Raw genomic sequence first — 14047 nt, forward strand, 5'->3', positions numbered from 1 at the left:
CTAATACAAAATAAAATCGTTAATTAATAAAATATAAAATCATGAAGTGATACAAGAGGAATTGCAGGATATGACATGACAATCATATATAATATATGCATAATTTTTTACAGCGAGTCAATGATTCCCGCGCCATATGCAGACATGGCGCGGTTTTATGCAAAAACAATCACGCGTCCGGGAACATCACGCTATGGCCCGGCGCTTCACGATGGAGATGAATAAAGTTAAGGTGCCGCTCGTACTGGTCAAGAATATCGGTGATCACCTGCTCTTTGCTGTAGTCCATCAGGTCGTTGCCCTGGCTGCCTTCTAACAGGAAGGTTTCCAGCCGGTAGTAGGTCGATTTACCGCTACGTGCGCGGTAGGTAAAGCCCGGCACCGAATATTGCTGCGGCCAAATCTGATAGACAAAGTTTTGTTCTTCGCCCATATGCACCAACAAATCCAGATGCCCCAACTGTTGTCCCTCTTCCGGCGGCAGACTTTTTAGCTCCACGTATGCGCCGCGCAACCGCAGCTCCTGCGCCACTTCTTCCATTGCCGGGTAACAGACCGTCTCCATCATCTGTTTAGTGTAACGCGTGCCCGGATAATTCATCAGGCGCGAGAGACGTTTTTTCCAGCTCAGGCGATCCTGAAGCCCCAGCGGTCGCGGTGCGGTATCGCGGTTGGCACTTTCACGGCGGTAATCTTCTACCTTCAGAGATTTATACAACCCCGCCATCACGAAGAAGATCACAAAGCTGAACGGCAGCCCCATAATCACCGTGGTGTTTTGCAGCGCGGATATCCCGTTGGTCATCAGCATGCCGAGCGTCAGCAGGCCAATCGCCACCGACCAGAAGACGCGCAGCCAGCCGGGGGCGTCGCTGTTGATATCTTTAAGCTGCGAGGTGAAATTCCCCAGCACCAGCGCACCGGAGTCCGCCGAGGTCACATAAAACAGCAGGCCAGTAATGGTGGCGACGGAGGCGCTAAAGGTAAACGCCGGATACTGCGCCAGCAGGCTGTAGAAGCCGCGCTCCGGATGGACCATCGCTTCCTCGGCAAATGCCGCGCCGCCGTGGATGATTTCATACAGCGCGCTATTGCCGAACACCGAGAGCCATAACAGCGTGAAGGTAAACGGAATAATCAACGTGCCCAGCACGAACTGGCGAATGGTACGCCCACGCGAGATACGCGCCAGGAACAAGCCGACAAACGGCGACCATGCCACCCACCATGCCCAGAAGAAGAGCGTCCAGTTATTCATCCACTCAACTGGACGGTCGAAGGCAAAACTGTTGAGCGTCATGCCCATAAAGCGATTCACATAGTCGCCAACATTCAGCACCAGCGCATTAAGCAGGAACGAGGTGTCGCCCATAAACAATACGAACAGGATCAATCCCAGCGCCAGCGCAACGTTAAGTTCCGATAACACACGAATCCCCTTATCGACACCGGAGGTGACAGAGATCGTGGCGATTATCACCGACAAGGCGATCAGTGCCGCTTTTGCCGCCATCGAATCGGGAATATCAAACAGTACGCTCAAGCCATAGTTAAGCTGCACCACACCGATACCGAGCGTAGTGGCAATACCGAAGATGGTGCCGATCACCGCTGCAATATCCACTGAGTGCCCTATCGGCCCGTTAATCCGTTTACCGAAGATCGGGTACAGCGCCGAGCGGATGGTGAGCGGCAAATTATAACGATAGCTAAAGTATCCGAGCGCCATGCCCATCAGCGCATACATCGACCAGCCGGTTAAGCCGTAGTGAAACAGCGTCCAGACCATCGCCTGACGCGCGGCCTCAATCGTCTGTCCCGCGCCTTCCGGCGGCTGCATATACTGCGTTACCGGTTCGGCTACGGAGAAGAACATCAGGTCGATACCGATCCCGGCAGCAAACAGCATCGCCGCCCAACTCAGCAGGCTGAATTCCGGTTTGGATTGTTCTGGCCCGAGCTTCACCGAACCAAAACGCGAACAAGCGATACAGACCACAAAGACAATATAGAGCGTTGCCGCCAGTAGATAGTACCAACCGAAGGTTTTAGAAACCCAGTCCAGCGTGCGGCCAATCCACAGGGCCGAGAAGTCGCGAAACAGGATCGTTGTCAGGGAAAACAACAAAATCAGTCCGGCGGAGGTGTAAAACACCACCGGATTGATTTTGTCCTTTTCCCTGCTGTGTGAAAGGTCTGTCATCCAGTATCCCCACTGTTATTGTTACCATTTAAAATCAAATTCGTAACAATTAAGACACATTTTATATTGAACGTCCAATCAATAACCGCTTTAATAGATAAACAACGCTGATGAATGGAGTGGCGAAAATGCCCAAATTGGGGATGCAGTCGATCCGGCGCAGACAACTGATCGACGCCACACTGGAAGCAATAAATGAAGTGGGCATGCACGATGCAACGATCGCGCAGATCGCCCGCCGTGCAGGCGTTTCTACGGGGATCATCAGCCACTATTTCAGGGACAAAAATGGTCTGCTGGAAGCAACCATGCGCGATATCACCAGTCAGCTGCGTGACGCGGTTTTGAATCGATTACATGCACTTCCGCAGGGCAGTGCAGAGCAGCGATTACAGGCGATTGTTGGCGGAAACTTCGATGAAACGCAGGTGAGCAGTGCGGCGATGAAAGCCTGGCTGGCGTTCTGGGCCAGCAGTATGCATCAGCCGATGCTCTATCGTTTACAGCAGGTCAGCAGCCGCCGCTTGCTGTCGAATCTGGTGAGCGAGTTTCGCCGCGAATTGCCGCGCCACCAGGCACAGGAAGCGGGCTACGGCCTTGCCGCGCTGATTGACGGATTATGGCTGCGCGCGGCACTGAGCGGCAAACCGCTGGATAAACCTCTCGCACACTCGCTGACCCGTCACTTTATTACTCAGCATTTACCCACCGATTAACCGAGGAGACGTGATGTCCCGAATGGCAGAACAGCAGCTTTATATACATGGTGGTTATACCTCCGCCACCAGCGGTCGCACCTTCGAGACCATTAACCCGGCCAACGGTAACGTGCTGGCGACCGTGCAGGCCGCCGGGCGTGAGGATGTCGATCGCGCCGTGAAGAGTGCCCAACAGGGGCAAAAAATCTGGGCGGCGATGACCGCGATGGAGCGCTCGCGCATTCTGCGTCGGGCCGTTGATATTCTGCGTGAACGCAATGATGAACTCGCAAAACTGGAAACCCTCGATACCGGAAAAGCGTATTCGGAAACCTCAACCGTCGATATCGTTACCGGTGCGGACGTGCTGGAGTACTATGCCGGGCTGATCCCGTCGCTGGAAGGCAGCCAGATCCCGTTGCGTGAGACGTCATTTGTTTATACCCGCCGCGAACCGCTGGGCGTAGTGGCAGGGATGGGCGCATGGAACTACCCGATTCAGATTGCCCTGTGGAAATCCGCCCCGGCGCTGGCGGCAGGCAACGCAATGATTTTCAAACCGAGCGAAGTCACCCCGCTTACCGCGTTAAAGCTGGCTGAAATTTACAGCGAAGCGGGCCTGCCGGACGGCGTATTTAACGTGTTGCCGGGCGTGGGCGCGGAGACCGGGCAATATCTGACCGAGCATCCGGGCATTGCCAAAGTGTCATTTACCGGCGGTGTCGCCAGCGGCAAAAAAGTGATGGCTAACTCGGCGGCCTCTTCCCTGAAAGAAGTGACCATGGAACTGGGCGGTAAATCACCGCTGATCGTTTTCGATGATGCGGATCTCGATCTCGCCGCCGATATCGCCATGATGGCAAACTTCTTCAGCTCCGGTCAGGTGTGTACCAATGGCACCCGCGTCTTCGTTCCGGCGAAATGCAAAGCCGCATTTGAGCAGAAAATTCTGGCGCGCGTTGAGCGCATTCGCGCGGGCGACGTTTTCGATCCGCAAACTAACTTCGGCCCGCTGGTCAGCTTCCCGCATCGCGATAACGTGCTGCGCTATATCGCCAAAGGCAAAGAGGAAGGCGCGCGCGTACTGTGCGGCGGCGATGTACTGAAAGGCGATGGCTTCGATAACGGCGCATGGGTTGCACCGACCGTGTTCACCGATTGCCGCGACGAAATGACCATCGTGCGCGAAGAGATCTTCGGACCGGTGATGTCGCTTCTCACTTATGAATCTGAGGACGAAGTGATTCGCCGCGCCAATGATACCGACTACGGCCTGGCGGCGGGCATCGTGACGGCGGACCTGAACCGCGCGCATCGCGTCATTCATCAGCTGGAAGCGGGTATTTGCTGGATCAACACCTGGGGCGAATCCCCGGCAGAGATGCCCGTTGGCGGCTACAAACACTCCGGCATTGGTCGCGAGAACGGCGTGATGACGCTCCAGAGTTACACCCAGGTGAAGTCCATCCAGGTTGAGATGGCTAAATTCCAGTCCATATTCTAACCAGGAGGTTTATTTGCAATTTGACTACATCATTATTGGTGCCGGCTCAGCCGGCAACGTTCTCGCTACCCGTCTGACTGAAGATCCGAATACCTCCGTGCTGCTGCTTGAAGCGGGCGGCCCGGACTATCGCTTTGACTTCCGCACCCAGATGCCCGCAGCGCTGGCGTTCCCACTACAGGGCAAACGCTACAACTGGGCCTATGAAACAGAGCCTGAACCGTTTATGAATAACCGCCGCATGGAGTGCGGACGCGGTAAAGGCCTGGGTGGATCGTCGCTGATCAACGGCATGTGCTACATCCGTGGCAATGCGCTGGATCTCGATAACTGGGCGCAAGAACCCGGTCTGGAGAACTGGAGTTATCTCGACTGCCTGCCCTACTACCGCAAGGCCGAGACTCGCGATGTGGGCGAGAACGACTACCACGGTGGCGATGGCCCGGTGAGCGTCACTACCTCCAAACCCGGCGTCAATCCGCTGTTTGAAGCGATGATTGAAGCGGGCGTGCAGGCGGGCTACCCGCGCACGGACGATCTCAACGGTTATCAGCAGGAAGGTTTTGGTCCGATGGATCGCACCGTCACGCCGCAGGGCCGTCGCGCCAGTACCGCGCGCGGTTATCTCGATCAGGCCAAATCGCGCCCTAACCTGACCATTCGTACTCACGCTATGACCGATCACATCATTTTTGACGGCAAACGCGCGGTGGGCGTCGAATGGCTGGAAGGCGACAGCACCATCCCAACCCGCGCAACGGCCAACAAAGAAGTGCTGTTATGTGCAGGCGCGATTGCCTCACCGCAGATCCTGCAACGCTCCGGCGTCGGCAACGCTGAACTGCTGGCGGAGTTTGATATTCCGCTGGTGCATGAATTACCCGGCGTCGGCGAAAATCTTCAGGATCATCTGGAGATGTATCTGCAATATGAGTGCAAAGAACCGGTTTCCCTCTACCCTGCCCTGCAGTGGTGGAACCAGCCGAAAATCGGTGCGGAGTGGCTGTTTGGCGGCACTGGCGTTGGTGCCAGCAACCACTTTGAAGCAGGTGGATTTATTCGCAGCCGTGAGGAATTTGCGTGGCCGAATATTCAGTACCATTTCCTGCCAGTAGCGATTAACTATAACGGCTCGAATGCAGTGAAAGAGCACGGTTTCCAGTGCCACGTCGGCTCAATGCGCTCGCCAAGCCGTGGGCATGTGCGGATTAAATCCCGCGACCCGCACCAGCATCCGGCGATCCTGTTTAACTACATGTCGCACGAGCAGGACTGGCAGGAGTTCCGCGACGCAATTCGCATCACCCGGGAGATCATGCATCAACCGGCGCTGGATCAGTATCGTGGCCGCGAAATCAGCCCCGGCACGGAATGTCAGACGGATGAACAGCTCGATGAGTTCGTGCGTAATCACGCCGAAACCGCCTTCCATCCGTGCGGTACCTGCAAAATGGGCTACGACGAGATGTCCGTGGTTGACGGCGAAGGCCGCGTACACGGGCTGGAAGGCCTGCGCGTGGTGGATGCGTCAATTATGCCGCAGATTATCACCGGGAATTTGAACGCCACGACAATTATGATTGGCGAGAAAATAGCGGACATGATTCGTGGACAGGAAGCGTTGCCGAGGAGCACGGCGGGATATTTTGTGGCAAATGGGATGCCGGTGAGAGCGAAAAAATGAGTCGTGATTTGAACTGACTCAAGAACCGATCTGATTGAGAGTTACCGTTCCAGGTATGGGGACAGAATCGTTATATAAAACATAGGGGTAACTCTCATGCTTCATATCCAGTATTCATGATGCTGGCTTTTTGCTGATATTTAACCCGAACATTCCTGATACAGACTATTAATACAACCTTATCTGCGACAGATTTTATTTTCTGGATATATTATGCGTGAACAAATCAAACAGGATATCGATCTGATTGAGATTTTATTTTATCTGAAGAAAAAGATTCGTGTTATCCTTTTTATTATGGCTATATGTATGGCTATGGTGCTGTTGTTTCTGTATATCAATAAAGACAATATAAAAGTGATTTACAGCCTAAAAATAAACCAGACAACGCCAGGTATACTTGTTAGCTGTGATAGCAATAATAATTTTGCCTGTCAGACCACAATGACTGAAGATGTTATTCAGCGAATTACTACATTTTTTCAGACCAGCCCAGATGTCAAGAACAGAGAAATAAGGCTGGAATGGTCAGGAGATAAGAGAGCTTTACCAACTGCTGAAGAGGAAATATCTCGCGTGCAGGCCTCTATTATCAAATGGTATGCGTCAGAATATCATAATGGCAGGCAAGTTCTCGATGAGATACAAACGCCTTCAGCAATTAACAGTGAGCTTTATACAAAAATGATATACCTGACCAGGAACTGGTCATTGTATCCGAACGGTGATGGCTGTGTAACTATAAGCTCACCAGAAATAAAAAATAAATACCCTGCTGCCATTTGCCTGGCTCTGGGATTTTTTCTAAGCATTGTAATTTCTGTAATGTTTTGCCTTGTCAAAAAAATGGTAGATGAATACCAACAAAACTCTGGGCAGTAATAAACAACATTCTGATAGAGAGTGCCTGTATAAAGCTGAAGTGACAATGACCGGGAAGGGAACCCGTTTTCAGGAATGGATGCCTGTCTTTTTCACTGTAAATATCCTGGCATTACTAATGCCAGGATATTTACAGAAGAGCAGCATAACCATGACGGAACGGGGTTAAGTCAGGTTGTCCTTAACGCTATTTTCAACCTCGTATGCCTTCTTCAGGTTTATGTTCAGATCTCATATCTCTCTCAGCAATCCTCAATAATCAGATACACCGCTTTCACCGGGCCATGAACCCCGACGACTTTGATAAGCTCAATATCCGCCGTTGAACTAGGGCCGCTAATGATGTTAATGCAGGACGGCATTCGTTCACCGGCCTGCGCTTTCTGATGCAATTTTTCTGCGAGTTGCGCTACACGCGGCAGGATTGTGCTTTTACGCAGGATAAAAAGAGAAGATTCCGGGAGCAGGCTCAATGAACGCCCGCGCTCGGCGGCGGAAAAAAGAACCACGCCTCCCGATTCGGTTAAACCATATTCAGCATACACGACACCCACTTTAGCCTGCTCTGCCTGCGAGATATTCTCGGCACCTTTCGCCGGATCCCAAACAACGGCATTGCATTCCTGCTGCAAACGTTCGCTAATCCCCAATTCCTCCAGCCTCGTGTCACCGCTAATCATGACCGACTGATCTCCCAGCTCTTTACACAGACGTATTGCAGCTTCTGCCGCCTTCGCCTCGCTGGTCAGCTCACAGCGCGTCAACATAACATCGCTGGCAAACTGAATAAACGCGTCACAGCGCTGCTGTTGGTTAAGTTGGGTAAGCCGCTCGTTAGCATAGTTGTTAAGCGGCGCATCTTCTGCTTGCGGTTCAAGTCGCAGCGGGCGACCCAGTGCCTGAGCAACGTTATTCAAAAATTCGCTCCGATTATCCATTCTTTTTCTCCTGCGCCTGATGTTTCTTAAACCAACTACGGAAACTCTCTCCGTCAGCTTCAGGAAGATCGCGTGCTTCCATCCAGTCGCTAATCGCGCCAAATTTGAGTGGTGTTTTGCCGCCATTGATAAACCAGCTTGCCGCATGAGCACCGGCCATCATCCCGACTTTCCACAATCCTGGATGACTATTGGCATAAGCGAACATTTTTATCGCCCGTTGCTCTGCTTTTGCGGTGATCCCTTTTTCAGCCATCACCCGACGATGACGCAAAATCAGTTTTGACAGCGGAATACGCACCGGACACACGCTGTCACAAGCAGTGCATAAAGAGCAGGCGTAGGGTAAATCTTTAAAATCTTTATAGCCGCCAAGTAGCGGAGAAATCACCGCACCAATTGGCCCTGGATAAATAGAGCCATATCCATGACCGCCAATATGGCGATATGCCGGACAAGTATTCATACAAGCCCCGCAGCGAATACAGCGCAGCACATCCCGAAATTCAGAGGCCAGCACCTCAGAACGCCCGTTATCGACAATAACCAGATGAAACTCTTCAGGACCATCAACGTGCCCCGCTTCGCGCGGTCCTGTCAGCCAGGTGTTGTATCCCGTCAAACGTGCACCAACGGCACTGCGCGCCAGCATGGTGATCAATACATCTACCTCGGCAAACGTGGGGGCAATACGCTCCATTCCCATCACTGCAATATGCGTTTTAGGCAGCGTGGTACACATTCGCGCATTACCTTCATTGGTCACCAGGCATACCGAACCTGTCTCTGCCACCGCGAAATTACAGCCGGTAATACCTATTTCAGCACTGAGGAAATCTTCGCGGATTTTTTGCCGGATGAATAAGGTCATCGCTTCAGGCGTTTCCAGCCCCTCATAGCCCAGACGTTCGTGTAGCACTCGACGGATCTGATGGCGATCTTTATGAATTGCCGGGACCACAACATGAGATGGCGGATCTTGATCCAGCTGGAGAATATATTCACCCAGATCGGTTTCAATCACCTGAATGCCAGCATCCTGCAACACATGATTGACACCAATCTCTTCGGTCACCATCGATTTAGATTTCACCACCTTCCGGGCATTTTTGCGTTGGGCAACCTGTAAAATGTAGCGGGTAGCGTCTTCTTTGGTTTTTGCAAACCAGACGTGACCGCCGTTTTGCGTCACTTTTTCTGAGAGCTGGTACAGATAAGCGTCGAGATTACTCAGAACATGATCACGTATCTGGGCGGCCCGATCGCGCCACTCCTCCCAGTGCCCCAATTCATCGACCATTTTTTGCCGATTTGCCCCAATACGCTGCTGCGCGTTTGCCACCGCTTTGCGCATGATCGGATCTTCAATTTGCTGACGGATGCGTGTCTTAAAATCTGTATTACTGGTTTTGATCGACATCTTTATATCCTCAGCGGCTCATCAACACTTCAGCAATATGCATCACTTTGACTTTCTGCCCTTCACGTTGTAATCGCCCACTGATGTTCAGCAGGCAACTCACGTCAGCACCAATTAAATACTCAGGGCGGACTTCCATCAGGTGCACAACCTTTTCTTTCACCATCTCGCCGGATATTTCGGCCATTTTGACCGAGAACGTGCCGCCAAATCCGCAGCAGGTATCCTGTTCAGCAAAGGTCAACAGCTCCAGTCCACGCACATTTTTCAGCAGCGTAAGTGGCTCGTCCTTCACTCCCAGCTTACGGGCCAGGCTACAAGATGGGTGATACACAGCTCTCCCTTGCAAACTGGCACCTACATCGACTACCCCTAATTTATTAACAATAAAAGAGGTGAGATCCTGCATACGCGCGGCAACCTTTTCGGCACGTGATGCCCATTCAGGTTCATCCGCCAGATACGTCGGGTAACTTTTTACGGCATAGGTGCAAGAGCCAGCCGGTGAAATAATGGGATCGTCGTTATCCTCCAGTGCGGCGATCAGATTTTTCATCCCTGGAATCGCTTCTTTGATATAACCGCTATTGATCGCAGGCTGACCGCAGCATCCCTGTTTCTCCGGGAAATTTACGCGACAGCCGAGTTTTTCCAGTAGCAGCACGGAGTCTCGTGCCATTCTTGATTTCAGGGCGTCACCAATACAGGTGACAAAGAAATTGACATTCACAACTAATACTCCATTACTTCATGCCCATTTATGCCCGATGTTTCCCCCCCACCGGGGGATCAATCATCAATAAATATGGCGTTCTTTTTTAATTGGCTAGCAACATACCACCCCTCATTTGTATGACAAATGATAATCTTTCATCCAAACTTCAAATGCAATAACTAATTTTATTTCTTTCGGCATCGCTCACATTTTATGGGGAAATCGACGTTCATTTTTGGCATAAGAAATCCATTTAAAAAGGCTACATCCCTTATACCTATTCAGAGCTACTTATTCAGGGGTTATTGAGATATACACTGATGGTGTACAAAAAAATCACCGACAATAATCACGTATCAAGTAATAGTCGGGGCTTTATTTAATTGAAGAAATTTAGTTTGCATTTTTATTTAAAAACTGAGCTAGAGTCCATCAGAAAAAAATATATAAAGCCCAAACCACCGTTGGAAATAGAAATAGTTGAAAGGCTCACAACTCCCGGAATGCGGATTATCTTTGCCCTGATTTCTGGCGGTTTTATTCAGGGTGCAAGCTGTCTGACCCTTTCCCGATATTCTCCCGGAGTACAACCAAACTCGCGGACAAACGCCTTGTGAAAAGATGATTCACTGGCATAGCCTACTGACTCAGCGATCACCACAACAGGGAGCATTTCCCGGGAAAACATCTGGGCCGCTATTTGTAGACGCAACTTTGTTAATACAGCCAGCGGCGTGGTTCCGGAAACATCACGGAAAAGCTGGGCAAAACTTGCCCGAGACATGTGGGCGATGCTGGCCAGCGATTCGACGGTCCAGGCGTGTCCTGGCATTTCCAGCATTTGCTGTATTACCGCACCAAGACGTGGATGCAGAAGCAAACTGAGAATGTTTTTCTCTGTATTAACCTGTGCAATCCACTCACGCACCGCGAGGGTAAAGAATGTAGCGCAGATCTGGCTACACAGTGCATCCACTCCCGGCATCGCCGATCTGGATTCCTGTTGTAAAAACGGGATCGCCTCCCTCAGCCAGTTATATTCCACGCTGTGGTTAACTGGTGCTAAAAACAGCGTTTCCGGCAAAGACGTTAAAAAATAACGCGCCGAATGTTGCAGCCGAAGAGTGCCACAGACAATACAGGTCGATTCATTATCGACATGACTCAGGCGATGAGCTGAATTTTGTGGTAGCAGGACCACATTTCCCGGGCGTAATGTAAAAATCTCTCCCGTCGGCATTTCCAGCTTCGCCGCTCCTTGCGTTAACGCATGCCAACGAATAACCGATAATTCCCCGGCACCATGTGGAAGCTGCCAGTCACTTCCTAACACGCAATTCTTATCGATCGTTCCTTGTGGAGCGTTAAGCATCAACAAACGGCTAAGGGCATCCATATCAGACTCCTGAGTGGTTTTTGATTACAAACACCAACAATCTTAGTAAATAATTAATGTAATACCATCAAATAGTTAATCATGATTTTTGTTTTGTGATTCTGATTAAGAAAAAGAAAATACCAGACGATAAGACAAAATATCAAGCGTTGTGAAGAAATGTTATTTGCTCTTTTGCGTCTATAGTCATGATGTCAAATGAACGCGTTTCGACAGGAAATCATCATGAATAAATATCAGGCAGTTATTATTGGTTTTGGCAAGGCTGGAAAAACATTAGCCGTCACGCTGGCAAAAGCAGGTTGGCGAGTGGCTCTCATCGAACAATCAAATGCAATGTATGGCGGGACCTGTATTAATATCGGCTGTATCCCAACCAAAACATTGGTTCATGACGCACAGCAGCACACAGATTTTGTCCGTGCCATACAGCGTAAAAATGAAGTGGTTAATTTTTTACGTAATAAGAATTTTCATAATCTTGCGGATATGCCCAATATCGACGTGATCGACGGCCAGGCGGAGTTTATCAATAATCATAGCCTGCGTGTTCATCGGCCTGGGGGAAATCTGGAGATTCATGGCGAGAAAATTTTTATTAATACCGGTGCACAAGCCGTGGTTCCGCCAATTCCTGGAATTACCACCACGCCAGGAGTATATGACAGCACCGGATTACTTAATCTAAAAGAATTGCCTGGGCATTTAGGTATTTTGGGCGGCGGATATATTGGCGTTGAGTTCGCCTCTATGTTCGCTAATTTTGGCAGCAAGGTAACCATTTTAGAAGCAGCTTCGCTGTTTTTGCCTCGGGAAGATCGGGATATTGCTGATAATATCGCGACGATTTTACGCGATCAGGGCGTCGATATTATCCTCAATGCCCATGTGGAGCGAATCAGTCACCATGAAAATCAAGTGCAAGTGCATAGCGAGCACGCCCAACTGGCGGTGGATGCACTGTTAATAGCTTCCGGTCGTCAACCGGCTACCGCTTCGTTACATCCAGAAAATGCCGGTATCGCAGTAAACGAGCGCGGGGCAATTGTCGTTGACAAGCAATTACATACCACCGCAGACAATATTTGGGCGATGGGAGATGTTACCGGCGGGCTGCAATTTACTTATATTTCACTGGATGATTACCGCATTGTGCGTGATGAGTTGCTGGGAGAAGGCAGACGTAGTACTGATGATCGGAAAAATGTGCCTTATTCCGTATTCATGACACCGCCACTGTCCAGGGTTGGTATGACAGAAGAACAGGCCAGAGAGAGTGGTGCTGATATTCAGGTGGTGACATTGCCTGTAGCTGCAATTCCGCGTGCCAGAGTGATGAATGATACTCGTGGGGTATTAAAAGCGATTGTTGATAATAAAACCCAACGTATATTAGGGGCATCACTGCTGTGTGTTGACTCCCACGAGATGATCAATATAGTGAAAATGGTGATGGATGCCGGGCTGCCTTATAGCATATTACGCGATCAGATATTTACTCATCCGTCGATGAGCGAATCACTCAATGATCTATTTTCATTAGTCAAATAAACTCAAAATCAGACGCCAGAACAAATATTCTGGCGTCTCAGAGAAAAGAATCTTATTAATTCCCTGTTACTCTATAACTTCTTAATCACTTCATTGATGGTATTTTATATGTTTAAAAAATCTGTTTTATTTGCAACACTATTATCTGGCGTTATGGCATTTTCCACCAATGCAGATGATAAAATAATTCTGAAACATATCAGCGTCTCGTCAGTATCAGCATCACCGACAGTTCTGGAGGATACCATTGCTGATATAGCCAGAAAATATAATGCTTCATCCTGGAAAGTCACATCGATGCGAATTGATAATAATTCAACCGCAACAGCAGTATTGTATAAATAAGGATGTTCACAATGGAAAAATACCTGCACCTGTTAAGTCGGGGAGATAAAATTGGCCTGACATTGATTCGTCTGAGTATTGCAATTGTTTTTATGTGGATTGGGTTATTAAAGTTTGTCCCTTACGAGGCAGACAGCATTACACCATTCGTCGCAAACAGTCCACTAATGTCGTTCTTTTATGAACACCCGGAAGACTATAAACAGTATCTGACTCACGAAGGCGAATACAAACCAGAAGCAAGGGCATGGCAAACGGCCAATAATACCTATGGTTTTTCCAACGGTCTTGGCGTCGTGGAGGTGATTATTGCTCTGCTGGTTTTGGCTAATCCTGTCAATCGCTGGTTAGGTTTATTGGGAGGACTGATGGCATTTACCACGCCGCTGGTAACACTCTCATTTTTAATCACCACCCCGGAGGCATGGGTACCCGCATTGGGTGACGCTCATCATGGTTTCCCTTATTTATCCGGTGCTGGTCGCCTGGTATTGAAAGATACTCTGATGCTGGCAGGTGCTGTCATGATAATGGCAGATTCGGCGCGGGAAATTCTTAAACAACGCAGTAATGAATCCAGTTCAACGTTAAAAACTGAATATTGATAATCCGAACACTGTCTGTTGTTCACTTTTTCAGGCGTCAGGCCCCCTTTCTGATGATGAAGCCTGACGCCATATTACCGGAGATATGACAGAGTGAAGATCAATA

At 49.8% G+C, this 14047-nt stretch carries 12 protein-coding genes; 7 read left to right on the forward strand and 5 right to left on the reverse strand.

Translation table 11 applies throughout. From position 1 onward, the window contains the following. Positions 1-169 precede the first annotated feature (169 nt). Positions 170-2203: a choline BCCT transporter BetT gene (gene betT, locus E0D98_RS15270; protein ID WP_000131044.1), complete on the reverse strand. Its 2034-nt coding sequence runs from the start codon at positions 2201-2203 to the stop codon at positions 170-172. A gap of 128 nt (positions 2204-2331) precedes the next feature. Here betT and betI point away from each other — a divergent pair, with 128 nt between their 5' ends. The 4 genes from betI to ykgH all read left to right on the forward strand — a co-directional run bounded on the left by betI (position 2332) and on the right by ykgH (position 6971). After that, entirely contained in the window at positions 2332-2919 is a 588-nt protein-coding gene (betI, locus tag E0D98_RS15275; protein WP_001301903.1) for a transcriptional regulator BetI, read from the forward strand. 13 nt (positions 2920-2932) lie between these two features. After that, complete coding sequence (betB, locus tag E0D98_RS15280; protein WP_000089101.1) at positions 2933-4405, forward strand: betaine-aldehyde dehydrogenase; 1473 nt, start codon at positions 2933-2935, stop codon at positions 4403-4405. Positions 4406-4418: 13 nt separating this feature from the next. Then, complete coding sequence (gene betA / locus E0D98_RS15285) at positions 4419-6089, forward strand: choline dehydrogenase (protein WP_001159102.1); 1671 nt, start codon at positions 4419-4421, stop codon at positions 6087-6089. A 213-nt stretch (positions 6090-6302) separates the two neighbouring features. Beyond that, positions 6303-6971 carry a protein YkgH gene (gene ykgH, locus E0D98_RS15290; protein ID WP_001209105.1) on the forward strand — a complete coding sequence of 223 codons (669 nt, stop codon included), beginning with the start codon at positions 6303-6305 and terminating at the stop codon, positions 6969-6971. 242 nt (positions 6972-7213) lie between these two features. Here the strand turns inward: ykgH and E0D98_RS15295 are convergent, their stop codons facing one another. From E0D98_RS15295 to rclR, 4 genes are all read right to left on the reverse strand, one after another. Continuing rightward, positions 7214-7909: a lactate utilization protein C gene (locus E0D98_RS15295; protein WP_000370401.1), complete on the reverse strand. Its 696-nt coding sequence runs from the start codon at positions 7907-7909 to the stop codon at positions 7214-7216. Further along, positions 7902-9329: a LutB/LldF family L-lactate oxidation iron-sulfur protein gene (locus E0D98_RS15300; RefSeq protein ID WP_000023905.1), complete on the reverse strand. Its 1428-nt coding sequence runs from the start codon at positions 9327-9329 to the stop codon at positions 7902-7904. Before E0D98_RS15300 ends, E0D98_RS15295 begins: the two co-directional genes overlap by 8 nt. 10 nt (positions 9330-9339) lie before the next feature. After that, positions 9340-10059, reverse strand: a complete 720-nt coding sequence (locus E0D98_RS15305) for a (Fe-S)-binding protein (RefSeq protein WP_001102119.1) — start codon at positions 10057-10059, stop codon at positions 9340-9342. A gap of 526 nt (positions 10060-10585) precedes the next feature. Next, positions 10586-11440 (reverse strand): reactive chlorine-specific transcriptional regulator RclR, encoded by an 855-nt coding sequence (gene rclR / locus E0D98_RS15310; RefSeq protein WP_000339593.1) that lies wholly within the window; start codon positions 11438-11440, stop codon positions 10586-10588. Between the two features lie 225 nt (positions 11441-11665). On the opposite strand from rclR, the gene rclA reads away from it, so the two are divergent. The 3 genes from rclA to rclC all read left to right on the forward strand — a co-directional run bounded on the left by rclA (position 11666) and on the right by rclC (position 13941). Continuing rightward, positions 11666-12991, forward strand: coding sequence for a reactive chlorine resistance oxidoreductase RclA (rclA, locus tag E0D98_RS15315; protein WP_001046325.1), 1326 nt, complete (start codon positions 11666-11668; stop codon positions 12989-12991). A 108-nt stretch (positions 12992-13099) separates the two neighbouring features. Then, complete coding sequence (gene rclB, locus E0D98_RS15320; RefSeq protein ID WP_000474084.1) at positions 13100-13336, forward strand: reactive chlorine resistance periplasmic protein RclB; 237 nt, start codon at positions 13100-13102, stop codon at positions 13334-13336. 11 nt (positions 13337-13347) lie between these two features. Beyond that, the gene (rclC, locus tag E0D98_RS15325; RefSeq protein ID WP_001299021.1) at positions 13348-13941 is read left to right on the forward strand and encodes a reactive chlorine species resistance protein RclC; all 594 of its coding nucleotides are present in this window, start codon (positions 13348-13350) and stop codon (positions 13939-13941) included. Positions 13942-14047 lie beyond the last annotated feature (106 nt).

This window comes from Escherichia sp. KCJ4928 (assembly GCF_004352695.1).
Lineage (GTDB): Bacteria > Pseudomonadota > Gammaproteobacteria > Enterobacterales > Enterobacteriaceae > ECMA0423.